This is a genomic window from Streptomyces sp. NPDC059875 (assembly GCF_042731085.1).
In the GTDB taxonomy this organism is placed as follows: domain Bacteria; phylum Actinomycetota; class Actinomycetes; order Streptomycetales; family Streptomycetaceae; genus Streptomyces.
On the sequence record NZ_JBHWJZ010000006.1, the window covers coordinates 91,406 to 112,786 of the forward strand.

The window sequence follows — 21,381 nt, forward strand, 5'->3', positions numbered from 1 at the left end:
CCCCTTGGGTCGCCGGCCGCTTCTGTTGTTTATACCCCCCGGGGTCCGGAGGGGCCCCCCCCCGGGGGGGCGGCCCTTCCGCCGTTTCACGTGAAACATCTCAGCGGGTGGCTCCTGTGACGATCCACCGGCCGGAGCGGGAGCGCAGCCAGAGCGTCAGCATCCGGACGATCATCATCAGCGTCATCGCCCACCACAGCGCGGTCAGTCCACCACCCATGGCGGGGACCAGGAGCGCGACCGGGGCGAAGACGGCCAGGGTGAGCAGCATCGCCCAGGCCAGGTAGGGGCCGTCGCCCGCGCCCATCAGGACGCCGTCCAGGACGAAGACCACGCCGGAGATCGGCTGGGACACCGCGACGACCAGCAGGGCCGGGAGCAGGGTGTTCTGGACCGCCGTGTCGCTGGTGAAGAGTGGGATGAAGAGCGGGCGGGCTACGACGATCAGTAGGCCCAGCATGATGCCGGAGACCACACCCCACTGGACCATGCGCCGGCAGACCTGCCGTGCCCCTTCGGCGTCGTCGGCGCCGAGGTACCGGCCGATGATGGCCTGTCCCGCGATGGCGATCGCGTCGAGAGCGAAGGCCATCAGGCTCCACAAGGCCAGGATGATCTGGTGGGCGGCGACCTCGGCATCGCCGAGCCGGGCGGCGACGGCCGTGGCGATCATCAGGACCGCGCGCAGGGAGAGCGTACGGACCAGGAGCGGGACGCCCGCCTGGGCGCTGGCGCGTATGCCGGCCGCGTCCGGGCGCAGTGAGGCGCCGTGGCGCCGGGCGCCGCGGACGACCACGACGAGATAGGCGGCTGCCATGCCGCATTGGGCGATGACCGTGCCCCAGGCGGAACCGGCGATGCCCATGCCGGCGCCGTACACCAGGCCCACGTTGAGGAGCGCGTTGGCCGCGAAGCCGCCGATGGCCACGTACAGCGGTGTGCGGGTGTCCTGGAGGCCGCGCAGGACACCCGTGGCGGCCAGGACGACGAGCATCGCCGGGATGCCGAGGCTGGAGATGCGCAGATAGGTGATGGCGTAGGGGGCGGCGGTGTCGGAGGCACCGAAGACGTCGACCAGCCAGGGAGCGGTGGGCAGCGTGAGCACGACGACGGCTCCGCCCAGCAGGAGCGCGAGCCAGATGCCGTCCATGCCCTGGCGGATGGCGGCCGGGAGGTCCCCGGCTCCCACACGACGGGCGACGGCGGCCGTGGTGGCGTAGGCGAGGAAGACGAAGACGCTGACGGCGGTGGCGAGCAGGGCTGCCGCGATGGCAAGACCGGCGAGCTGTGGAGTGCCGAGGTGGCCGACAATGGCGCTGTCGACCATGAGGAAGAGCGGCTCGGCGACGAGCGCACCGAAGGCCGGGACGGCGAGCGAGATGATCTCTCGGTCGTGCTGCCGGCGGGCGACCTTGGGGGTCGGGGGAGCCTGGGTCATGGGGCCCAATCTAATCTTCCACAGGTAAGAGATGCAATGCCCTAAGGGTCCTTACAAGTGGCGTGCTCCGGCCTTCGGGTGTGCGCCGTTTGTTCTGATCTTGATCCGGAGCAAGAAGTTTTTCTCCCCCACAGCCCGTGGATGGAAAAAGGCCAGGTCAGGGCGGTGGAGCGGGGCCGGCTATGAGTTTGTCCACATGGCTGTCCCCCGGTCCGTGCACAGGTTCTGTGGAGTTCTCCACAGCATCTGGTGCTTCACCCACAGGCCCTGTGGATAACCAGATTGGCTGACGGTGCCCGCGGGCCTACCGTGGTCCGGCGCCCGACGCGCCAGAAGCGGAGTCAAAGCCTCTTGTTTGTCCGAGCCGTGGCGTAAGAAAGAGTGGCACGGCTAGGTCCGCGGAGCGGACGGGAGGAGGTGGCTGGATGAGCATTCCCGAGCCCTTGGACGACCCCTGGGCCGACAGCGGACCGAGTGACCGGCTGCCCGTCGCACGACCCCGCGGCGAGGGCCGTGGGCGCGGACGTGGCCGTGAGGACCAGCACGACCGAGGCGGCGACAGCGGCCCCTGGGACAGCGGTCTCTCCGGCTTCGAGCGGGTGCCCCCGCAGGATCTCGACGCCGAGCAGTCCGTCCTCGGCGGCATGCTGCTCTCCAAGGACGCCATCGCCGACGTCGTGGAGATCATCAAGGGCCACGACTTCTACAAGCCGGCCCACGAGACGGTCTATGCGGCCATCCTCGACCTGTACGCCAAGGGCGAGCCCGCCGACCCCATCACGGTCGGCGCCGAGCTCACCAAGCGCGGCGAGATCACCCGCGTCGGCGGAGCCTCGTATCTGCACACGCTCGTCCAGTCGGTGCCGACGGCGGCCAACGCCGCGTACTACGCGGAGATCGTCCACGAGCGCGCCGTCCTGCGTCGGCTCGTGGAGGCCGGCACCAAGATCACGCAGATGGGATACGCGGCCGACGGCGATGTCGACGAGATCGTGAACTCGGCCCAGGCCGAGATCTACGCGGTCACCGAGCAGCGCACCACCGAGGACTATCTGCCGCTCGGCGACATCATGGAGGGCGCGCTCGACGAGATCGAGGCGATCGGCTCCCGCAGCGGCGAGATGACCGGTGTGCCGACGGGCTTCACCGACCTCGACCAGCTCACCAACGGACTCCACCCGGGCCAGATGATCATCATCGCGGCCCGTCCCGCCATGGGTAAGTCGACCCTCGCCCTCGACTTCGCCCGGGCCTGCTCCATCAAGCACAACCTGCCGAGCGTCATCTTCTCCCTCGAAATGGGCCGCAACGAGATCGCGATGCGCCTTCTCTCCGCGGAAGCCCGGGTCGCGCTGCACCACATGCGCTCCGGAACCATGACGGACGAGGACTGGACCCGGCTGGCCCGCCGGATGCCGGACGTCTCGCAGGCCCCGCTCTACATCGACGACTCCCCGAACCTGTCGATGATGGAGATCCGCGCCAAGTGCCGTCGGCTCAAGCAGCGCGCCGGTCTCAAGCTCGTGGTCATCGACTACCTCCAGCTGATGCAGTCGGGCGGCTCCAAGCGGTCCGAGAGCCGACAGCAGGAGGTCTCGGACATGTCGCGAAACCTGAAGCTTCTGGCCAAGGAGCTCGAGCTGCCGGTGATCGCGCTCTCACAGCTGAACCGTGGCCCCGAGCAGCGCACCGACAAGAAGCCGATGGTCTCCGACCTGCGTGAATCCGGCTCGATCGAGCAGGACGCGGACATGGTGATCCTGCTGCACCGTGAGGACGCGTACGAGAAGGAGTCCCCGCGCGCGGGCGAGGCGGACATCATCGTGGGCAAGCACCGAAACGGCCCGACGGCGACGATCACGGTGGCCTTCCAGGGTCACTACTCCCGCTTCGTCGACATGGCGCAGACCTGATCCCTCAGGACGAGTCTCCGTAGCGGGTGGCAATCGCGGCGGCGCGGTCGCGCAGGGAGGCGCGCAACGACTGCGGGGCCAGGGCTTCCGCGTCCGTGCTGAGCTGCCACAGCGCCCATTCGGCGTGTCGGGAATCTTGGAAGGTCACCTCCAGCCGCAGCCAGCAGTCCGCGTCGGGTTCTTCTGCGCGGACGGCCAGCGCGGTGTCCAGCAGGTCCTCCCGCCGCGTCGGGTTCACCCGTACCAGCACGGTGATGTGGTCGCCGCCGGAGAGAAACCGTGCGGAGCGTTCACGCCAGATCCGGTCCAGGTCGACCCGGTTCGGTCGCTGTGCCGCTTCGGGGAGTTCCTCGGCGGCCAAGATCCGGGACAGCCGGTAGGTACGGTCCGCGCCCGATCTCGTGGCCAGCAAGTAGCCCTGGTCGCGTACGGTGACCAGGCCGATCGGGTCCACCGTGCGCCACTTCGGGGTCTGGTCCACAGCCGCGTAGTGGATGCGCAGCTTGTGTCCGGCGAGCACCGCGCGCCGGACCTCGATCATCGTGGTGTCGGGTACCTGCTCAGTGACCAGCCGGCGTGAGAGCAGGTCGGTCTCCGGGTCGACGAGAAAGCGCTGGGCCGCGTCGCTCGCGGTGGCCCGGTGGCCCTCGGGCAGCGCGTCGACCACCTTCCGCATGGCCGAAGCGAGCGCCGAGCCGAGCCCCAACACCGCCTCGCCGCGCCCTGATCCGGCGGTCAGCAGGGCGAGGGCCTCGTCGTGGTTCAGCCCGATGAGCTCGGTCTGGAAACCGGGCAACAGCGCGAAACCGCCGTGCCTGCCACGCTCGGCGTAGACCGGGACGCCGGCCGTGGACAGCGCCTCGATGTCGCGCAGCACGGTGCGAGTGGATACCTCCAGCTCGCGGGCCAGCGTGTCCGCTGTCAGTCGACCGCGCTGACGCAGCAGCAGGACCAGTGAGACCAAGCGGTCGGCGCGCACGCGAGAACGTTAACGGAATACATGACTGAGGGTGTCGTGATTCGTTGGGAGGCTCGTTGATGCGACGTCACAGCCGGCGGCTATCGAGCTGGTGGACGTGCGCACTCCCGACGAATCGAATGGAGCTGATGTGGCAGTGGAACGAACGGCGGTCAACCCGGTGACGTGGTCGGTGGAGATGGGATTCAACCAGGGCGAGGTCGTCTCCGGGCACACACGAACCCTGTACATCTCGGGGCAGACGGCGATGAGCGGCGACGGCAAGCCCCAGCATGACGGTGACATGGCGGCGCAGTTGGCGCTGAGCATCGACAATCTGGAGGCCGTGCTCGGCGAGGCCGACATGTCTCTCACGAACCTCGTCCGGCTCAACGTGTACACGACCGACGTCGATCTGCTTTTCCAGCACTACGGCGTGCTGGCGGGGCGGTTGGGTGCCGCCGGGGTGGCGCCGACCACCACGATGCTCGGGGTGACGCGACTGGCGATCCCCGGCCAGATGGTCGAGCTTGAGGGGACCGCCGTCGCGTGATCCGGCCTCGTCGCGCCTGCGGGACCGTGCGCGCAGCACGCGTTCGTCCGCCGCGGGTGAAATACGGTCGACTCCGGCGATGTGACGGCGTTGGATCGACGCATGACCTCACCCTTCGACGTTCTGCTTCCCAGCACCGAACGAGCCCTCTTGCACCGCGTAGCCGTCGCCCAGTCCGAGGGGAGGTCGCCTTCGTTCGTCGGGGCGGTGGCCCGTGACGGGGCGATGGTGTGGAGCGGGTCGCGCAGCTGTGTCGACGGACATGCCCCGGACGCCGACACGCAGTACCGGATCGGCTCCCTCACCAAGGTGTTCACCGCCGTTCTGGTGATGCGGCTCCGTGACGAGGGGCTTCTGGATCTGAACGACCTCTTGGAGAAACACCTTTCGGGTACGAGGGTGGGCGAGGTGACCATCGCCCAGCTCCTCGGGCACAGTGCCGGGCTCGCGGCCGAGACGCCGGCGCCGTGGTGGGAACGGACACCCGGGACCGTCCGGCCCGAGCTGGCCGACGTCCTGGGCGACGCCCCTCTCGTTCACCCTGCGGGTCGTCGGCATCACTACTCCAACCCCGGCTACACACTGCTCGGTTCGCTGATCGAGCAGGTCCGGGGAGTGTCGTGGGAGGAAGCGCTGCGTGGCGAGATCCTGGAGCCTCTGGGGCTGACGCGTACGAGCGTGCAGCCGGTGGCTCCCCATGCCGGGGGCTGGGCTGTGCATCCCTGGGCCGATGTGATGCTGCCCGAACCGTCCGAGCACCTGGGGGTGATGGCGCCGGCCGGACAGCTCTGGTCGACGGCCGAGGACCTCTGCCGCTTCGCCGGATTCCTCGCTCAGGGCGACGACCGAGTGCTCAGCGCGGCTTCCGTCGAGGAGATGCGTACGCCGGCGGCGCCGCCCGGCGCCGGCGATTGGGAGGGTGGCTACGGTCTTGGCCTCCAACTGGTGCGCAAGGACGGCCGGACGCTGATCGGTCACACCGGCTCGCTGCCCGGTTTCGTCGCCTGCCTCTGGGTGAGCGTCGAGGACGGGCTTGGGGCGGTGGCGCTTGCCAACGCGACCTCGGGGCCGCTGACGTCGGTGGTGGCCGCGGACCTCGTACGGATCGTGGCGGAGGCCGAGCCCAGGTTCCCCGAGCCGTGGCGGCCGTTGCCCGAGGCCGAGGTCGACCAGGAGCTGTTGGAGCTGACCGGGCCCTGGTACTGGGGAACGTACGCGTACGGGCTGCGGTTGGGGTCGGACCGGAGTGTGGTCCTCGAACCGCTGCGCGGCGCCGGACGACGGGCGACCTTCCGGGCGCTGCCGGGCGGTGGGTGGATCGGGCTGAACGGCTACTACGAGGGGGAGACGCTGCGCGTGGTGCGGCGGGCGGACGGCTCGATGAGCCATCTTGATCTTGCTTCCTTCGTCTTCACCCGGGAGCCGTACGAGCAGGGCGAGGCGGTGCCCGGCGGAGTCGACGAGGCGGGCTGGCGCGGGCTCTGACCCCGTTGTTTCACGTGAAACACCTCAGAGGCCGGCGGGGCGCAGAATGCGCCCCGGACCAGTCCGGCTAGGCCGGAACGGGCAGCCCTTCGACGACGCGGACCAGGGGGGTCAGCTCCGGATTCTTCGCCGCCTCGTCAAGTGCCTCGCGCAACGCCCCGTCGTTGGTGGGCCGTGCCTCTTCGAGCAGCTTCAGGCCGGCTTCGGTGACATCGGTGTAGATGCCGCGTCGGTCGGTGGCGCAGAGGTAGCGCGTGAGCAGGCCGCGGTCCTCCAGGCGGGTCACCAGCCGGGTGGTGGCGCTCTGGCTGAGTACGACGGCGTCCGCGACCTGCTTCATCTGGAGGTGCCCGCCGGGACCGCTGTGCTGGCGGCTGAGCACATCGAGCAGCGAGTACTCGCGCATGCTCAGGCTGTGCTTGGCCTCCAGCGCGCGCTCGATGTGGGATTCGATCCTGCCGTGCAGCAGCGAGAGGGCACACCAGCCCTGGGAGAGGGCGGTGAGTGCGGGGTCGGTCGCGGTCATGGTCTCTCCTTGGTCCGGAGCGGCTTCTCCCAGAGTAGACGATGACTGCAATAGCCCGCGTGTGCAATTACTCGGGGCTTATCCCGCTGCCACCGTGAGGGGCGCGAATCGGCGGCTCCAGTCGCCCGGCAGCCCGGCCGGCGAGCGCACCATGACCGCGTTGAACGCGATCGGGGTGAGGCCGTTCGTCTTGAGCCAGCGCAGCAAGGACGTGTGGCGCACATCGATGTCCGTGCGCAGGGGGCGATCCGTGGTGGCGGCCAGGGAGGCGACGAGGGCCTGCGCGGTCGCTGTGTCCCGGGCGATCAGGGGGCCGATGACATGGGTGTCCATGTTCGGCCAGGCCGCCGCGAAGCCGGTGATCTCTCCGTCCGCCTCGGTGACGTGGAGCTGGTCCGCGAAGGCGGGCAGGCGCGTGATCATGTGGGTGCGATCCAGCCCGAAGATCTCGGCGTCCAGGCGCAGGATCGCCTGAAGGTCGTCCGCCGTGGCGGGGCGGGTCGGGATGTCCGGGGCCGGTTCCGTCGGAGTGAAGCGGCCCTTGACCATCTCCGCGCGGCCCGTCTCGACGAAGCCGAGCTGCTCGTAGAGAGGCTGCCCGTTCGGGGTCGCGTGCAGCGTGAGCGGGGTGTCCCCGGCCTCCTCCAGCACATGGAGCATCAGCCGACGCCCCACGCCCTGGCGGGCGTACCGCTCGGCGACCAGCACCATGCCGATCGCGGCCAGTCCAGGCCCGTACGAGGTGACCACGCAGGCGGCGACCAGCCCCTTGCCTGCCGGATCGTCGATGCCGTACCCGGTCCCGGCGGTGAGCAGCAGGCTCCACTTGTGTTCCTCGCGAAGCCAGCCCCGGTCCTCGGAGAGGTCGGCGCAGGCGGTGAGGTCCTCCACGGTGAGACTTCTGATGGGGAGCTGGTCGAGCGGGGCGAGCGAGGTCGGCATGGATCTCAGGCTGTCTGACGAACTGATCGTCCGTCCACCGCTTTATGAGAACGTGCCCGGCAGCCCCTTCGGGTCAGCCCCCACGGCTTCAGCACCGAGATCGCGGTCATGAAGAGATAGGCCGTCGTCGACACCGCCGGCGCCGCCACCAGACTGGCGTCCGGCACCCCGGCTGCCGCCGCATGCTCGATCTCCGGGCGCAGGGCGAAGACGGTCGCGGCCGCGGTGGCCAGGGTGATCCAGAACTTGATCCAGACCCAGCGATGCCGGGCGAGACCCCAGGGCGTGCCCAACGACAGCACCAGACCACTCACCAGCGTCGTCACGGCGACCGGAGCAAGGAGCCAGTCGGCGAAGACCTTCATCGCGCGATACGAGGCTGCTGTCAGAGAGGGATCGCCCGTCGTCCAGGCCGTGATGCCGAGCGTCAGCAGTCCTGCGCTGAGCCCGAGCCACGCCACGGAGACGGCGACATGGACGACGAGGAGAGCCCGCCGAGCGGGACGCTTGAGATGTTTCACGTGAAACACCGTGCCGTCCGGCCCGGTGTTCCCGCGTCTGACCGTGGGAGTAACCGCACGTACTAGCCTCGGCGTACATGACGACTCTCCCGGGCCGAGGCAGGCTTCATCTCTTCGATCTCGACGGCACCCTGATCCGAGGGTCTGCCGCGGCCGTGGAGATCTCCCGGCAGTTGGGCCTCACCGATGAGATCGCCGCCCTGGAGCGGGGTTTTCTGCTGCACGGGCTGACACCGGACGAGTTCGCCGTCCAGGCCCGCGAGCTCTGGTCCGGTCTGACCTCGGAGCACGTCGCCGCCGCGTTCGAGGGAGCGCCCTGGCTGGCCGGTATCCGTGAGGTCTGGGCGGACATCCGGGCCCAGGGAGGCCGCTGTGCGGTCATCTCGCTCTCGCCGGACTTCTTCGTCGAGCGCCTTCTCGACTGGGGGGTCGACTCGGCGCACGGTTCCCGGTGGCCGTCGGTTCCGTTCACAGCGCCCATCCATCGCCCGGGGATCCTCGATGCCGCGGCGAAGGTGAGCATCGCGCGGCGACTCTGCACGGAGTACGGGTGGGGGTTCGAGGACTGCGTCGCCTACGGCGACTCGATGTCCGACGCGGAGCTCTTCGCCGCCGTTCCCCTGACGGTGGCGGTGAACGCGGATCGCCATCTGGCCGGACTCTCCCGCCATGCCTACGTGGGAGGCGATCTGCGCGAGGCGTACGAACTGGTTCGAAAGAGCGCAGCCTAGCCGCACTCCCGAGGCTAATGCCCGAGAATTCCACTTTCTGTCCGAACCGTTGGTCGAACCTGCCAAGCTGCGGCGACAAGAGCCGCTTGCGCGAGGCGAGGCACACGATGGACGCTCCGACCCCCCTGTCGGCCGCTGAGGACGACGCACCACCCCGAATACCCACGGAACCCTCTCCCGACGCGGTCCTCATCCGCCGCACCCTGGCAGAGATCGCCCCCGTGGCCGACAAGGTGACCTCGTACTTCTACGCGTTGCTCTTCATCCGCCACCCCGAACTGCGCTCGATGTTCCCCGCGGCCATGGACACCCAGCGGGACCGGCTCCTCAAGGCGCTGCTGACGGCGGCCGAGCACATGGACAACGCCTCCGTGCTCACCGAGTACCTCCAGAACCTGGGTCGCGGGCACCGCAAGTACGGCACGCAGTCGGCCCACTATCCGGCCGTCGGCGAGGCCCTGATCGGGGCGCTGATCCGGTACGCCACGGTCACATGGGACGAGGAGACCGAGGCCGCCTGGGTGCGCACGTACACGACGATCTCCCAGATCATGATCGACGCGGCGGCCGAGAGCGAGCGACAGGCGCCGGCCTGGTGGCAGGCCGAGGTCGTCTCGCACGATCTGCGGACCTCGGACATCGCGGTGATCACGCTCCGCCCCGACCAGCCGTATCCCTTTCTCGCCGGGCAGTACACGACGCTCGAGACGCCGTGGTGGCCGCGCGTGTGGCGGCACTACTCCTTCGCCTCCGCGCCCCGCCCCGACGGACTGCTCTCCCTGCACGTCAAAGCCGTCCCGGCCGGCTGGGTCTCCAACGCCCTGGTCCACCACGCGCGCCCCGGCGACGTCCTGCGCCTCGGGCCGCCGGCCGGGTCCATGACGGTCGACCACTCCACGGACAACGGACTGCTCTGCCTGGGGGGCGGCACCGGGATAGCCCCCATCAAGGCGCTGGTCGAGGATGTCGCCGAACACGGGGACCGGCGCCCGATGGAGGTGTTCTACGGGGCGCGCAGCGGCCATGACCTGTACGACATCGACACGATGATGCGGCTCCAGCAGACCTTCCCCTGGCTTTCGGTGCGGCCGATCACTGAGGACCAGGACCAGGGCCAGCTGCCGGACGCCGTGCGCCAGTACGGCCCGTGGAACGAGTACGAGGCCTATCTCTCGGGGCCGCCCGGGATGATCCGCCGCGGGGTGGACACCCTGCGGGGGATCGGCATCCCAGCCGAGCGGATCCGCCACGACTCCCTGGCGGAACTCACGTCCTAGCCCAGGTCGGGGGCGTGCATCGCGCGGACGCCCTCGATATTGCCGTCCAGGTAGTGACGCAGGGACAGCGGTACGAGATGGACGGCGGCGATACCGACCCGGGTGAACGGCACCCGGACGATCTCGTACTCGCCGACCGGTTCCTCGATCTCGGGTCCGTGACGCAGCGAGGGGTCCATCGACTCGAGCCGGCAGACGAAGAAGTGCTGGACCTTCACCCCCGAGACTCCGCCGTCGACGATGTGCTCCACGGTGTCGACGAAGCAGGGGACCACATCGGTGATCTTGGCGCCGAGTTCCTCGTGGACCTCGCGGTGGAGGGCCTCGACGACGGTGGTGTCCGAGGGCTCGACCCCGCCGCCGGGTGTCAGCCAGTAGGGATCCACCCCCGGCTTGGTGCGCTTGATGAGGATGAGGTCGTTTCCATCGAGCAGGATGGCGCGTGCGGTGCGCTTGACCACAGGACGTTCGGTCATGGGAAGAAAATGGCCCGCCACGGGTGTCCTGAAACTCACCAGTCGCCGGAGACCCGCAGGAGCCAGTCGTGAGCCCGCGCGATGTGGGGCAGTGCGAGCGTGCCGGCGCGGACGACCAGGAAGTACGTCCGCAGCGGGGGAACCGGCGGATCGAGCAGCGCCACGACACGTCCCTGCTCCAAGGCCTCCTCGCACAGATAGCGCGGCAGTACGGCAAGACCGGCTCCCGAGGCCGCCGACTCCAGGACGGCCCGCAGGTCGGGCGCTATGACGGTGGCGGCCGCGGCCGGCTTGGTCTCGAAGACGGCCGCCCAGTAGCGGGAGACGAACGGCAGCGACTCGTGCACCTCCACCACCGGCAGGTGTTCCAGGACGACGGCGCCCTTGCGCAGCAGCACCTCGGGAGCGAGCCGGGCGGCCCACCGCGGGGCGGCGACCAGGACGTGTTCCTCGTCGCAGAGCGGGGTGGAGGTGAGCAGGCCGCCGCGCGGGCGGGCGGTGGCGATGGCCAGATCGTGGTGGCCCGCGGCGAGGCCGTCGAGGATCTCCTCGGTGTTCCCCGGGAAGGAGGCGCGTACGGCAAGACCCTGGGCGACGAGGGGCGTGAGGGCGGGCAGCGCGCGCACCGAGGTGAACTCGGGGGGCCCGGCGAGGTGGAGGGTACGAACGCCGCTCTCCTCGTCCAGGCCCGTCTCGGCGATCTCGACGAGCGCGTCCAGATGCGGTGCGGCGCGGTGGGCCAGCTCGTCGCCGATGGTGGTGGGGGTGACCCCACGGGCCTGTCTGAGGAAGAGCGGGCGCCCCAGCTGACGCTCCAGGGTGCGGATCTGGCTGGTGACCGCGGGCTGCGAGAGCCCGAGCAGCGCCGCGGCGCGGGTGAAGGAGCCGGCCCGGTGCACCGTGACGAATGTGCGCAGCAGGGCGAGATCCATGTCCGCCCCCTCCCGGCCGTGCGGCCGTTCGACTCAGGCGGTCGGCTGACGGCGCCTCAGGACCGTCCAACTATAAATAAGTCGATAGGTCTCTGTCGCTACCGTGATTGGACACTGACGCAGAGTCAACTAGCCTTGGTCAGGCGGTTCTCCGCGTGTGGAACCGGGGCGTTCCGAGCCATGAGGGGGGAGGCTCGGAACGCCCGTTCCGTGCGTCAGCCGACGGCCTTCTCGGCCTCGTCGAGCGCGCGCAGCACATCCGCGATCAGGTCCTCCGGGTCCTCAGCGCCGACGGAGAAGCGGATGAAACCCTCCGGGACGGAGTCGCCGCCCCACCGTCCACGCCGCTCGGCCGTCGAGCGGACACCACCGAAGCTGGTGGCGTCGTCCACGAGGCGCAGCCCGTCGAGGAACCGCTCCGCCCAGGCCCGGTCGGGAAGGACGAAGGACACCACGGGCCCGAAGCGCCGCATCTGCCGTGACGCCACCGCGTGCGAGGGGTCGCCGGGCAGCCCCGGATACCGCAGCCCGGCCACGTCGGCGCGCCGGCCCAGCGCCTCCGCGAGGGCGAGGGCCGAGGTGCACTGCCGGTCGATGCGGAGCTGGAGCGTGGCCAGGGAGCGGTGCGCGAGCCAGGCCTCCATCGGTCCGGGGATCGCGCCCACGATCTTGCGCCAGCGCCGTACCTCCGCGGCCCGCTGCGGATCACGGCAGCTGACATGGCCGAGCAGGATGTCGCCGTGCCCGGTCATGCCCTTGGTGTCGCTCGCGACGGAGAAGTCCGCGCCGAGCTCAAGGGGCCGCTGACCGAGCGGGGTGGCCAGGGTGTTGTCGACGGCGACGAGCGCCCCGACCTCGTGCGCCGCCCGCACCAGGCGACGGATGTCGCAGACGTCGAGCCCGGGGTTGGAGGGCGTCTCGATCCACAGCAGCCGCGCCCCGTCCAGTACGGACAGCTGGGCGTCGCCGCCGGTCGGCGCGGTGCGGACCTCGATCCCGTACGCCCTGAGCTGCTCGTGGACCAGCGGCAGCGCCTGATAGCCGTCGTCCGGCATGACGACCGCGTCGCCCGCCTTGAGCTGGGAGAAGAGGACGGCGGAGATGGCGGCCATGCCCGAGGCGAAGACGAGCGTCTCGACGCCCGGCTCCCCCGGTGCCTCCAGCTCGCCGATGGCGCGTTCCAGATGGGTCCAGGTGGGGTTCTCGTCCCGCCCGTACGTATAGGGGCCGGTGGGGTCGCCCGGCAGGTGGAAGTGGGCGGCGAACACCGGCCCCGGAAGGGTCGGTTCGTACTTGACCGGCTCGGGAAGTCCGGCACGCACCGCCCGCGTCCCGTCGCCGATCCCGCCGTCACGGAGCCGACCGTCGCCGATCCCGCCGCCGTCCTCGCCGGGCCCGCCCTCTCGTGCGTCCGTGCTCATACCGCTCGTTCCTCCGCACTCTCGCGTACCGCGGCGAGCAGCCCCTCGCTCGCGGCCTCCACCATCTCCAGGCACTCCTCGAAGTCCGCCGCCGAGCCGTAGTACGGGTCGGGCACGTCGAGATCGCCGGCCGCCGGGTCGTACGAGCGAAGCAGCCGCACCTTCGCCGCGTCGTCGGGGGTCGGGGCGAGCCGGCGCAGTTCGCGCAGATGCCCCTCGTCGAGGGCGATCACGAGATCGAGCGTCGGGAACCACGAGGCGCGGAACTGGCGGGCCGTGTGGGCGGAGTCGTAGCCGTGGTCCTCCAGGACCGCGACCGTGCGGGGATCGGCGGAGTGGCCCTCGTGCCAGCCCCCGGTCCCCGCGCTGTCGACCTCCACCGCGCTCGCCAGGTCGGCCTCCTCCACGCGGGCGCGGAAGACGGACTCGGCCATCGGCGAGCGGCAGATGTTGCCGGTGCAGACGAAACAGATGCGGTACGTCATCGTCCGCACTCAGTCCCCGTCGGGGAGAACGACGTTGAGCGCCCAGGACACGACGGAGATGATCAGGCCGCCGAGGACGGCGGTCCAGAAGCCCTCGACGTGGAAGCTGAGGTCGAGCTGGTCGGCCAGCCAGGAGGTCAGCAACAGCATCAGGGCGTTGACCACGAGGGTGATCAGGCCGAGCGTGAGGATGAACACGGGAAGAGTGAGCAGCTTCACGACCGGCTTGACCAAGAAGTTCACCAGCCCGAAAACCAGGGCGACAAGGATGAGCGTCCAGGCCTTCTTGCCGGTGCTGTCACCGGTCAGGGTGATGTCCTGGAGCAGCCAGATGGCGACTCCCAGGGCGCCCGCGTTCGCGAGCGTCTTGACTACGAAATTCTTCATGTGTCTGATCGTGGCAGACACGGTCGGGCCAAAAACAGGGGCGGACGCACGATGAAGGCATTCCGGCTGGACGAGCTGGAGGCGGAGCGCGCCGCCAACGACGGCGCGTACCTCCAGTTCCTGCGGGAGCGGAACATGTCGGTTGGCCTGTACGCCCTCGACGCGGGCTCGCTCGACCCCCAGCAGCCGCACGGCCAGGACGAGGTGTACTTCGTCGTGAGCGGCCGTGCCGCGATCACGGTCGGGATGGAGACGACACAGGTCGCGCGCGGCAGCGTGGTCTACGTGCCCGCCGGGGTGGCCCACAAGTTCCACCACATCACCGAGGACCTGCGGGTCATGGTGGTCTTCTCCCCGCCGGAGTCCTGACTTCCCCTAGGGGGCGGATCAGGGGAGATCAAGGGCCACGAGGCCCCCGCGAGCCCCGGTACCGCCCCTAGCATCGATGGTGTTCGGCGCAGAGCGCGCGGAACGGACTCTTCGGGAGATGAGGTAAGCGCTATGGCCGTACGAGAGATTCTCGCGGGGATGCCCTGGTGGGTGAAGTGGGTGGCCATACCCGTCATCGCCCTGCTCGTCTTCGGTGGACTGATCACCAGCATCGCGATGTTCGTGATCGGTCTGCTCTTCAAGGTGCTGGTCTTCGTCGCCCTCGTCGGGGGACTGATCTACGTCGTACGGAAGTTCACCTCCGCGTCGGCCTCGCGCGAGGATTGGTAGCACAAGCTACCCGCCGGTATGGACCAGCTGCTCGGTGTTAGCCCGGCCGAGGGACGCGGTGGTTGAAACCGCGTGCATGCCCTGGGCCTGCCATTAGAGTGGCAAATCTCTGCCGCCCCGGGGAAAACCGGCGTAGATCTCCGCGCTGACCAGCGGTTCTTCACCTGTCCCGGGCGGGTCCGCCACCGGACCCCACCGGTTCCCAGGCCGCGGCGGGCGCGCGGGGGCGGCCCCCGCGGGCGGGTGCATGGCACCCGTCGTCACGCCTGGGGGTGACCTTTGGCCACGGCTACGCAGTCCGCCGTTCCTACCTTGATCGGCTCGGTGCAGCGGGCACTGAGACTTCTGGAAGCCGTGGGCTCCCACGAGGACGGAGCCCCCGCCAAACAGCTCGCGCGCGAAGCCGGACTCCCGCTTCCCACCGCGTACCACCTGCTCCGCACCCTGACGCACGAGGGCTATCTGCGCCGCGAGAAGGGTGTGTTCGTGTTCGGCGACGCGGCGGGCCGGTTGGCCGGCGGCGGAGTCGTGCAGAATCGTCGCACCAAGATCGAAGACTCCCTCGCGCACTGGCGCGACGAGATCGGTGTCCCCGTCTACTTCGCGATCTACCGCGAGGGCGAGATCGAGCTCGCCGCCGTCGCCGACACCCCCGCCGCCCCCGCCGTGGACGAGTGGGCCGACTTCCGCGAGACCGGTCACGCCCACGCGATCGGCCAGTGCCTGCTCAGTCAACTCGATCTGAAGAGCCGTCAAGACCACCTCGATCGCCATCCGGTGGAAGCGATCACTCCGTACACGGTGCGTAACCGGCGGGCGCTTTTGGAGCGTTTGGGCGGTATGGGGCGAATGGAGCCTCTGGTGGAGCGCCAGGAATATGCGCTCGGCACAGTTTGCGCCGCCATCCCGATCACCGCCGGGTCCACGGCGGCCGCCATGGCGATTTCCCTCCCCCTTCACCAGGAAGAACGGTTGCTGCCCGCAGTCGATCGGCTACGCAACGAGATCGGAAGGCTCCTCAGCTCCTTTGCGTTCTCTATCAGTATCTGAAAAATCACTCCTTGTGATCTGCTATCGCTTCCAGCACGATTGCGTCAAGAGGGCCATGGGGGATCATTCCTGGCCGTTTTGATCACAGCTTTCAGCAGCCGTGTTTACACAACTGCTTCATCTACTGCGGGGTACATGATGCGAGAGTCGGTTCAGGCCGAGGTCCTGATGAGCTTCCTCGTCTCGGAGGAGCTCTCCTTCAGGATCCCGGTGGAACTCCGGTACGAGACCCGGGATCCCTACGCGGTGCGGATGACCTTCCATCTCCCCGGAGACGCGCCCGTGACCTGGGCGTTCGGACGGGAGCTGCTGCTGGACGGGATCAACCGGCCGAGCGGGGACGGCGATGTGCACATTGCGCCGACCGATCCCGAGGCCCTTTCGGACGTCTCCATCCGACTCCAGGTCGGCAGCGACCGGGCCCTGTTCCGGGCCAGCGCTCCGCCTCTCGTCGCCTTCCTCGACCGTACGGACAAGTTGGTTCCGCTTGGTCAGGAACGGACATTGGGCGACTTCGAGGACAATCTGGAAGCCGCGCTCGGCCGGATTCTGGCAGAGGAGAACGCGGGCTGAGCGCCACCCCCGGCGCCCCGTCGAAGAGGGGCCCGGGGCCGATCACTTCGCCCGGCGACGGCGTCCACCCCTGGATGAACGCTTCTCCGGAGCCAGGTCGCCCGGCCGGTCGGCGGAGACGACAAGGGCGGCCAGCGCCGTGGTGACCGGTACCGCGGCGACCAGCCCGATCGATCCCACGAGCGTCCGGACGATCTCCTCCGCGACCAGCTCGCTGTTGGCCACTGTCCCCACGCTGCTCTGCGCGATGGAGAAGAGCAGCAACAGCGGCAGCGCCGCACCGGCGTAGGCGAGAACCAGCGTGTTCACCACGGACGCGATGTGGTCGCGGCCGATCCGGATCCCGGCCCGGTACAGCGCGCGGGGCCCCATCCGCGGATCGGCCTGGTGCAGCTCCCACACCGACGAGGTCTGGGTCACCGTCACATCGTCGAGGACACCCAGCGAACCGATGACGATGCCCGCGAGCAGCAGACCGGACATGTCGATGTCCGGGTAGAGGCCATGGATCAGACCGGTGTTGTCGTCCGTGTTCCCGCTGAGCGATGCCCAGCCGATGAAGAGCGAGCCGAGCAGCCCGATCAGCAGCAGCGAGATCAGGGTTCCGAGAACCGCGACCGAGGTGCGGGCCGACAGGCCGTGGCACATGTAGAGCGCGATCAGCATGATCGCGCTCGATCCGACCACCGCGACCACCAGCGGATTCGAGCCCTGGAGAATCGCCGGCAGGATGAAGAACGTCAGGATCAGGAAGCTCACCGCGAGCGAGATCAGCGCCATCACCCCGCGCATCCGTCCGATGAGCACGACCACGAGCGCGAAGATCAGGGCGAGGACCGCCAGCGGAACCTTGCGGTTCACATCCGTCACCGAGTACTGCAGATCGCGCGGGGCATCGGGGGCGTAGGCCACCACCACGCCCTGCCCCTGGTCCAGTTGGCGCGGTGCGTCCGGCTGCACGATCTCCGTGAACGTACGGCCCTTGTCGGGTCCGCTGGTGACCTCGATCGTCGCCTTCTCGCACTGCCCCTGCTGGGCGTTGACGGCCTCGCGGCCCTCGGGCGTCGAGGTGTCCCCGGTCGGCGGGACCTGGGCGGCGTTCACGTCCGCGCAGTCGACCTGCTCGACCGAGACGACCTTGCCCTGGTACGTCTGCCGGTCGAAGCCGACACCGGTCCGCTCGTGCTCCGGGGCGCCGCCCGGCCACAGGACGACGAGACCGACCGCCACGGCCGTGGCGAACGGGATCAGGACCGCGGCGATGACCCTGCGCAGATGCCGGGAGACAGGCGCGGCCGGCCCGTGACTGTGGGTGTGGCCGTGCCCGTGGCCCGCGTCGCCATGTCCGTCGTGGCCGTCGGGTTCTGGGGTCTGCTGCGAGGAAGTCACCGACCGATCATCGCAAGAACGGTGGGGGCCCACTGTTCAGCACGGCCGGATTGACGCTAGCGTGGTGGCACCTTTGCACACGCGGGAGCTCGGAGCACCGGGCTGAGAGGGCGCTGATCACCGTACGCGCGTACTGACGTACGTACGGGAGGAGGCTGCGCCGACCGCCGAACCTGTTACCGGGTAATGCCGGCGTAGGGAGATCGGTCTCATGACCATTCAGGATGCACGCACGCCTGCCACCAGCCAGGACGAGCGCAAGCCGGGCTGGCACAAGGGGTACATCGAGGGCTCGCGCCCCGACCTCCGAGTGCCCGTCCGACAGGTGCACCTCACCAACGGCAAGGACGTGACGCTCTACGACACGTCCGGTCCGTACACCGACCCCACCATCGACACCGACGTACGGCGGGGCCTTCCGCCGCTGCGGGAGAACTGGATCATCGGCCGCGGCGACACCGAGGAGTACGCGGGCCGGCCCGTCCGTCCCGAGGACGACGGCATCAAGCACACCTCGCCGCGCGGGGGCCTGAAGAACCTCGACGCCGTCTTCCCCGGCCGGCCGCGCCAGCCCCGCCGGGGCCGCGGCGGCGCGGCCGTGACGCAGCTCGCGTACGCCCGCCGGGGCGAGATCACCCCGGAGATGGAGTACGTCGCGATCCGCGAGAACGTCTCCCCCGAGGTCGTACGGGAGGAGATCGCGGCGGGTCGCGCGGTGCTCCCGGCGAACGTCAACCACCCGGAGATCGAGCCGATGATCATCGGCAAGCGGTTCCTGGTGAAGGTCAACGCCAACATCGGCAACTCCGCCGTCACCTCCTCCATCGAGGAGGAGGTGGAGAAGATGACGTGGGCGACCAAGTGGGGCGCCGACACGGTCATGGACCTGTCCACCGGTCGCAACATCCACACCACCCGCGAGTGGGTGCTGCGCAACTCCCCCGTGCCGATCGGCACCGTGCCGCTGTACCAGGCCCTGGAGAAGGTCGACGGCAAGGCCGAGGAGCTGACCTGGGAGATCTACAAGGACACGGTCATCGAGCAGGCCGAGCAGGGCGTCGACTACATGACGGTGCACGCCGGCGTGCTCCTGCCGTACGTGCCGCTGACCGCCCGCCGCAAGACCGGCATCGTCTCGCGCGGCGGCTCGATCATGGCCGCCTGGTGCCTGGCGCACCACAAGGAGAACTTCCTCTACACGAACTTCGAGGAGCTCTGCGAGATCCTCGCGACGTACGACGTCACGTACTCGCTGGGCGACGGTCTGCGCCCCGGCTCGATCGCGGACGCCAACGACGCGGCGCAGTTCGCGGAGCTGAAGACGCTCGGCGAGCTCAACACGATCGCCAAGCGCCACAACGTGCAGACGATGATCGAGGGCCCGGGCCACGTCCCGATGCACAAGATCAAGGAGAACATCGACCTCCAGCAGGAGATCTGCGAGGAGGCGCCGTTCTACACCCTCGGCCCGCTGACCACGGACGTCGCGCCGGCGTACGACCACATCACCTCGGGCATCGGCGCCGCGATGATCGCCTGGTGGGGCACGGCGATGCTCTGCTACGTCACGCCCAAGGAGCACCTGGGTCTGCCCAACCGCGACGACGTGAAGACCGGTGTCATCACGTACAAGATCGCGGCGCACGCGGCCGACCTGGCCAAGGGGCACCCGGGGGCGCAGGAGTGGGACGACGCGCTGTCGGACGCGCGGTTCGAGTTCCGCTGGGAGGACCAGTTCAACCTGGCCCTCGACCCCGACACCGCCCGTGAGTTCCACGACGAGACGCTGCCGGCGGAGCCCGCGAAGACCGCGCACTTCTGCTCGATGTGCGGTCCGAAGTTCTGCTCGATGAAGATCTCGCAGGACATCCGGCGCGAGCACGGCGGCGACCTGCAGACGGACGAGATCGAGGCCGGGATGGCGGAGAAGTCCAAGGAGTTCGCCGCGGCCGGCAACCGCGTGTACCTCCCGCTGGCGGACTGACCAGCGGGAAAGCGACCGACCGGCGACACTCGGGGGAGTCGCCGGTCGTCCGCGTTCCGGGGCGCTGCGCGTCCCGTATGGCGCTCACCGTGGAAGCCCGTACGCCGGCTCACCGAGGAAGCCCCGCCCGCCGCTCGCCGAGGAAGCCTCGTACAGCCGGCTCACCGTGGGAGCAGCGAGCCGTCCTCCGCGACCGCCAGGGCCGCCTGCGGTCCGCCGGGGGAGCACCTGGGGCCGTTGGGATGGGTGGGCTTCGGGGTGAGGGTGGTCTGTCGGTCGACCAGTGTGACGCCGCTCTGATCCGTGAGGACCAGAGTCACGCGTACCGGCTTCGTGGGGAGGCCGGGTACGAGCGCGAAGTCGGGCCACCCGGCAGGCTCGGCCGGGCGTTCCGTCTCGATGGACGGTCCTCCCGCGGCGGGGCTCTCCGTCGTCATCGTCGGGTCCCCCGGCGACGTCGCCTCACGGAGCCGCAGGATCCGCTGGTGACATGTGTCGTCCCAGCAGGCCGTGAGGCGTGCGCCGACCGCCTTCTTCGCCAGTTCAGGAGCGATGTCCACGCGGAGACCTGCCGGCGAGTCGATCAAGGTGCAGCGATGGGTGTCGCCCGCGAACGCCCCACAGGCGGTCAGCAGTGCCACGGCAGCTGCCAGGGCCGCCACGGCGCCCGCGGACCGAGCGGACCGAGAGGTGTCCTTCTTGCTCGCCTCGATCATTCCGGTCGGTGCTCCGGAGGGCCGAAATCCGGGCTGGTGAAGTCCGGGCTGCTGAACTTCGGACGGGTGCCCGACGCGCCCTCGTTCGGGCTCGAGAAGTCCGGTCCGCTGTAGCCGATCTTCGGCATGCGGTCCGTACGCTCCGAGCGCTGCGGAGGCAGCGGCGCGGCCGACTGGGCGGCGGGGTCGGTCAGGGCTTCCCGCAGGAACGGCAGGATGCCCCGTTCCAGCACGGCGCGGCGCCAGGCGTCGCGGGCCCGGGACAGCTCGTCGTCCTGCTCGCCCTCGGCGGCGCCCGCGGCCACTTCCGTGGAGCGGTTGCGCAGCGCCGTCAGGAGGAGGCCGGCGGCCGCGCAGAGCAGTCCGGCGGCGGCCACGCCACCGAAGAACCAGCCCGCCGTCAGCAGCGTGTCGGCGAACCCGAGCGTGGGGGCCAGCACCTTCAGCACGGCCCCGACCAGCAGGAAGATCACCGCGGCCGTGCCCGCGAGCACCGGTGCCAGGACCGTGACGACCGCGACGATGCCTGCGCCCGGGCTGCCGCCCGCGCCTTCGCCGTCCGCCGTGAGGACGGCGTCCATCACGCTCGTTCCGCTCGATGAGCGGCCCTCCGCGCGGACCTTGACGAAGTGGTCGTACTCCACCGCGGCCGCGGCGGTGATCAGCGCTGTCGCGCTCAGCGCCATCGCGCGCAGCTGTTCGTGCGTGAGCCGCTTCCCGATCTCGGCGAGATCCGGACGGTCGCGCGCCTGGCGCAGTGCGTCGTCGAGGATGCGCTCGTACTCGGCACGGTCCTCGGTCAGCAGGTGCGGAGCCACGTTCATGTGCATCCCCCGATGCTCCGTAAGGCCGGATTGACCGTGGTAAACGGGCAGTTGGGCGGAAACGGAGGAGAGCCTGCTAC

At 69.4% G+C, this 21,381-nt stretch carries 23 protein-coding genes and 1 riboswitch; of the genes, 10 read left to right on the plus strand and 13 right to left on the minus strand.

Annotation, left to right across the window (positions count from 1 at the left end):
• Window positions 1-100 precede the first annotated feature (100 nt).
• Window positions 101-1,438, minus strand: coding sequence for an MATE family efflux transporter (locus tag ACFV9D_RS09500; protein WP_385143423.1), 1,338 nt, complete (start codon window positions 1,436-1,438; stop codon window positions 101-103).
• Between the two features lie 425 nt (window positions 1,439-1,863).
• Here ACFV9D_RS09500 and dnaB point away from each other — a divergent pair, with 425 nt between their 5' ends.
• Window positions 1,864-3,351 carry a replicative DNA helicase gene (gene dnaB, locus ACFV9D_RS09505; protein ID WP_385143427.1) on the plus strand — a complete coding sequence of 496 codons (1,488 nt, stop codon included), beginning with the start codon at window positions 1,864-1,866 and terminating at the stop codon, window positions 3,349-3,351.
• A gap of 4 nt (window positions 3,352-3,355) precedes the next feature.
• Here dnaB and ACFV9D_RS09510 read toward each other — a convergent pair whose 3' ends face one another.
• On the minus strand, window positions 3,356-4,330 hold the full coding sequence (locus tag ACFV9D_RS09510; protein ID WP_385143430.1) for a helix-turn-helix transcriptional regulator: 975 nt from the start codon (window positions 4,328-4,330) through the stop codon (window positions 3,356-3,358).
• Between the two features lie 136 nt (window positions 4,331-4,466).
• Here ACFV9D_RS09510 and ACFV9D_RS09515 point away from each other — a divergent pair, with 136 nt between their 5' ends.
• Entirely contained in the window at window positions 4,467-4,862 is a 396-nt protein-coding gene (locus ACFV9D_RS09515) for a RidA family protein (RefSeq protein WP_385143852.1), read from the plus strand.
• A 102-nt stretch (window positions 4,863-4,964) separates the two neighbouring features.
• A complete protein-coding gene (locus ACFV9D_RS09520; protein WP_385143434.1) occupies window positions 4,965-6,347 on the plus strand; it encodes a serine hydrolase domain-containing protein in 1,383 nt (460 codons plus the stop codon).
• Between the two features lie 67 nt (window positions 6,348-6,414).
• On the opposite strand, the gene ACFV9D_RS09525 is transcribed toward ACFV9D_RS09520, so the two are convergent.
• The 3 genes from ACFV9D_RS09525 to ACFV9D_RS09535 form a co-directional block, all read right to left on the minus strand.
• The gene (locus ACFV9D_RS09525) at window positions 6,415-6,873 is read right to left on the minus strand and encodes a MarR family winged helix-turn-helix transcriptional regulator (RefSeq protein WP_385143437.1); all 459 of its coding nucleotides are present in this window, start codon (window positions 6,871-6,873) and stop codon (window positions 6,415-6,417) included.
• Window positions 6,874-6,951: 78 nt separating this feature from the next.
• The gene (locus tag ACFV9D_RS09530) at window positions 6,952-7,815 is read right to left on the minus strand and encodes a GNAT family N-acetyltransferase (protein WP_385143440.1); all 864 of its coding nucleotides are present in this window, start codon (window positions 7,813-7,815) and stop codon (window positions 6,952-6,954) included.
• A 5-nt stretch (window positions 7,816-7,820) separates the two neighbouring features.
• Complete coding sequence (locus ACFV9D_RS09535; RefSeq protein ID WP_385143442.1) at window positions 7,821-8,336, minus strand: DUF2269 family protein; 516 nt, start codon at window positions 8,334-8,336, stop codon at window positions 7,821-7,823.
• Between the two features lie 77 nt (window positions 8,337-8,413).
• On the opposite strand from ACFV9D_RS09535, the gene ACFV9D_RS09540 reads away from it, so the two are divergent.
• Both ACFV9D_RS09540 and ACFV9D_RS09545 read left to right on the plus strand, forming a co-directional pair.
• The gene (locus ACFV9D_RS09540; protein ID WP_385143444.1) at window positions 8,414-9,067 is read left to right on the plus strand and encodes an HAD family hydrolase; all 654 of its coding nucleotides are present in this window, start codon (window positions 8,414-8,416) and stop codon (window positions 9,065-9,067) included.
• Between the two features lie 107 nt (window positions 9,068-9,174).
• Window positions 9,175-10,344, plus strand: coding sequence for a globin domain-containing protein (locus tag ACFV9D_RS09545; protein WP_385143446.1), 1,170 nt, complete (start codon window positions 9,175-9,177; stop codon window positions 10,342-10,344).
• Here ACFV9D_RS09545 and ACFV9D_RS09550 read toward each other — a convergent pair.
• The 5 genes from ACFV9D_RS09550 to ACFV9D_RS09570 form a co-directional block, all read right to left on the minus strand.
• Window positions 10,341-10,820: an NUDIX domain-containing protein gene (locus ACFV9D_RS09550; RefSeq protein WP_385143448.1), complete on the minus strand. Its 480-nt coding sequence runs from the start codon at window positions 10,818-10,820 to the stop codon at window positions 10,341-10,343. The two genes, ACFV9D_RS09545 and ACFV9D_RS09550, sit on opposite strands and share 4 nt — an antisense overlap.
• 35 nt (window positions 10,821-10,855) lie before the next feature.
• Window positions 10,856-11,752, minus strand: a complete 897-nt coding sequence (locus tag ACFV9D_RS09555) for a LysR family transcriptional regulator (protein ID WP_385143450.1) — start codon at window positions 11,750-11,752, stop codon at window positions 10,856-10,858.
• A gap of 215 nt (window positions 11,753-11,967) precedes the next feature.
• Window positions 11,968-13,173 carry a cystathionine gamma-lyase gene (locus tag ACFV9D_RS09560; protein ID WP_385143452.1) on the minus strand — a complete coding sequence of 402 codons (1,206 nt, stop codon included), beginning with the start codon at window positions 13,171-13,173 and terminating at the stop codon, window positions 11,968-11,970.
• Window positions 13,170-13,658 (minus strand): low molecular weight protein-tyrosine-phosphatase, encoded by a 489-nt coding sequence (locus tag ACFV9D_RS09565; protein WP_385143454.1) that lies wholly within the window; start codon window positions 13,656-13,658, stop codon window positions 13,170-13,172. The genes ACFV9D_RS09560 and ACFV9D_RS09565 overlap by 4 nt, the downstream gene beginning before the upstream one ends.
• 9 nt (window positions 13,659-13,667) lie before the next feature.
• Entirely contained in the window at window positions 13,668-14,045 is a 378-nt protein-coding gene (locus ACFV9D_RS09570) for a phage holin family protein (protein WP_385143456.1), read from the minus strand.
• A 51-nt stretch (window positions 14,046-14,096) separates the two neighbouring features.
• On the opposite strand from ACFV9D_RS09570, the gene ACFV9D_RS09575 reads away from it, so the two are divergent.
• The 4 genes from ACFV9D_RS09575 to ACFV9D_RS09590 all read left to right on the plus strand — a co-directional run bounded on the left by ACFV9D_RS09575 (window position 14,097) and on the right by ACFV9D_RS09590 (window position 16,388).
• Window positions 14,097-14,414: a cupin domain-containing protein gene (locus ACFV9D_RS09575; protein WP_355110745.1), complete on the plus strand. Its 318-nt coding sequence runs from the start codon at window positions 14,097-14,099 to the stop codon at window positions 14,412-14,414.
• A gap of 132 nt (window positions 14,415-14,546) precedes the next feature.
• Complete coding sequence (locus ACFV9D_RS09580; protein ID WP_385143459.1) at window positions 14,547-14,765, plus strand: DUF5326 family protein; 219 nt, start codon at window positions 14,547-14,549, stop codon at window positions 14,763-14,765.
• Window positions 14,766-15,077: 312 nt separating this feature from the next.
• Complete coding sequence (locus ACFV9D_RS09585) at window positions 15,078-15,815, plus strand: IclR family transcriptional regulator (RefSeq protein WP_385143461.1); 738 nt, start codon at window positions 15,078-15,080, stop codon at window positions 15,813-15,815.
• A gap of 138 nt (window positions 15,816-15,953) precedes the next feature.
• Window positions 15,954-16,388 (plus strand): SsgA family sporulation/cell division regulator, encoded by a 435-nt coding sequence (locus ACFV9D_RS09590; protein WP_362369274.1) that lies wholly within the window; start codon window positions 15,954-15,956, stop codon window positions 16,386-16,388.
• A gap of 42 nt (window positions 16,389-16,430) precedes the next feature.
• Here ACFV9D_RS09590 and ACFV9D_RS09595 read toward each other — a convergent pair whose 3' ends face one another.
• The gene (locus tag ACFV9D_RS09595; RefSeq protein ID WP_385143463.1) at window positions 16,431-17,777 is read right to left on the minus strand and encodes a YibE/F family protein; all 1,347 of its coding nucleotides are present in this window, start codon (window positions 17,775-17,777) and stop codon (window positions 16,431-16,433) included.
• A 71-nt stretch (window positions 17,778-17,848) separates the two neighbouring features.
• Window positions 17,849-17,995, plus strand: a riboswitch (TPP riboswitch).
• On the opposite strand from ACFV9D_RS09595, the gene thiC reads away from it, so the two are divergent.
• Window positions 17,989-19,761, plus strand: a complete 1,773-nt coding sequence (gene thiC, locus ACFV9D_RS09600) for a phosphomethylpyrimidine synthase ThiC (protein WP_385143465.1) — start codon at window positions 17,989-17,991, stop codon at window positions 19,759-19,761. It overlaps the preceding riboswitch by 7 nt.
• Window positions 19,762-19,922: 161 nt before the next feature.
• Here thiC and ACFV9D_RS09605 read toward each other — a convergent pair whose 3' ends face one another.
• Both ACFV9D_RS09605 and ACFV9D_RS09610 read right to left on the minus strand, forming a co-directional pair.
• The gene (locus ACFV9D_RS09605) at window positions 19,923-20,477 is read right to left on the minus strand and encodes a hypothetical protein (RefSeq protein ID WP_385143467.1); all 555 of its coding nucleotides are present in this window, start codon (window positions 20,475-20,477) and stop codon (window positions 19,923-19,925) included.
• On the minus strand, window positions 20,474-21,307 hold the full coding sequence (locus ACFV9D_RS09610) for a hypothetical protein (RefSeq protein WP_385143469.1): 834 nt from the start codon (window positions 21,305-21,307) through the stop codon (window positions 20,474-20,476). Before ACFV9D_RS09610 ends, ACFV9D_RS09605 begins: the two co-directional genes overlap by 4 nt.
• Between the last annotated feature and the right edge of the window lie 74 nt (window positions 21,308-21,381).

Bases quoted from the DNA above. Each gene is read 5' to 3' on its own strand.
- ACFV9D_RS09500 (WP_385143423.1), bottom strand. From the start codon at position 1,438: ATGACCCAGGCTCCCCCGACCCCCAAGGTCGCCCGCCGGCAGCACGAC.
- ACFV9D_RS09590 (WP_362369274.1), top strand. From the start codon at position 15,954: ATGCGAGAGTCGGTTCAGGCCGAGGTCCTGATGAGCTTCCTCGTCTCG.
- ACFV9D_RS09550 (WP_385143448.1), bottom strand. From the start codon at position 10,820: ATGACCGAACGTCCTGTGGTCAAGCGCACCGCACGCGCCATCCTGCTC.
- ACFV9D_RS09525 (WP_385143437.1), bottom strand. From the start codon at position 6,873: ATGACCGCGACCGACCCCGCACTCACCGCCCTCTCCCAGGGCTGGTGT.
- ACFV9D_RS09560 (WP_385143452.1), bottom strand. From the start codon at position 13,173: ATGAGCACGGACGCACGAGAGGGCGGGCCCGGCGAGGACGGCGGCGGG.
- ACFV9D_RS09575 (WP_355110745.1), top strand. From the start codon at position 14,097: ATGAAGGCATTCCGGCTGGACGAGCTGGAGGCGGAGCGCGCCGCCAAC.
- ACFV9D_RS09570 (WP_385143456.1), bottom strand. From the start codon at position 14,045: ATGAAGAATTTCGTAGTCAAGACGCTCGCGAACGCGGGCGCCCTGGGA.
- ACFV9D_RS09605 (WP_385143467.1), bottom strand. From the start codon at position 20,477: ATGATCGAGGCGAGCAAGAAGGACACCTCTCGGTCCGCTCGGTCCGCG.
- ACFV9D_RS09520 (WP_385143434.1), top strand. From the start codon at position 4,965: ATGACCTCACCCTTCGACGTTCTGCTTCCCAGCACCGAACGAGCCCTC.
- ACFV9D_RS09540 (WP_385143444.1), top strand. From the start codon at position 8,414: ATGACGACTCTCCCGGGCCGAGGCAGGCTTCATCTCTTCGATCTCGAC.
- ACFV9D_RS09580 (WP_385143459.1), top strand. From the start codon at position 14,547: ATGGCCGTACGAGAGATTCTCGCGGGGATGCCCTGGTGGGTGAAGTGG.
- dnaB (WP_385143427.1), top strand. From the start codon at position 1,864: ATGAGCATTCCCGAGCCCTTGGACGACCCCTGGGCCGACAGCGGACCG.
- ACFV9D_RS09610 (WP_385143469.1), bottom strand. From the start codon at position 21,307: ATGCACATGAACGTGGCTCCGCACCTGCTGACCGAGGACCGTGCCGAG.
- thiC (WP_385143465.1), top strand. From the start codon at position 17,989: ATGACCATTCAGGATGCACGCACGCCTGCCACCAGCCAGGACGAGCGC.
- ACFV9D_RS09555 (WP_385143450.1), bottom strand. From the start codon at position 11,752: ATGGATCTCGCCCTGCTGCGCACATTCGTCACGGTGCACCGGGCCGGC.
- ACFV9D_RS09565 (WP_385143454.1), bottom strand. From the start codon at position 13,658: ATGACGTACCGCATCTGTTTCGTCTGCACCGGCAACATCTGCCGCTCG.
- ACFV9D_RS09530 (WP_385143440.1), bottom strand. From the start codon at position 7,815: ATGCCGACCTCGCTCGCCCCGCTCGACCAGCTCCCCATCAGAAGTCTC.
- ACFV9D_RS09545 (WP_385143446.1), top strand. From the start codon at position 9,175: ATGGACGCTCCGACCCCCCTGTCGGCCGCTGAGGACGACGCACCACCC.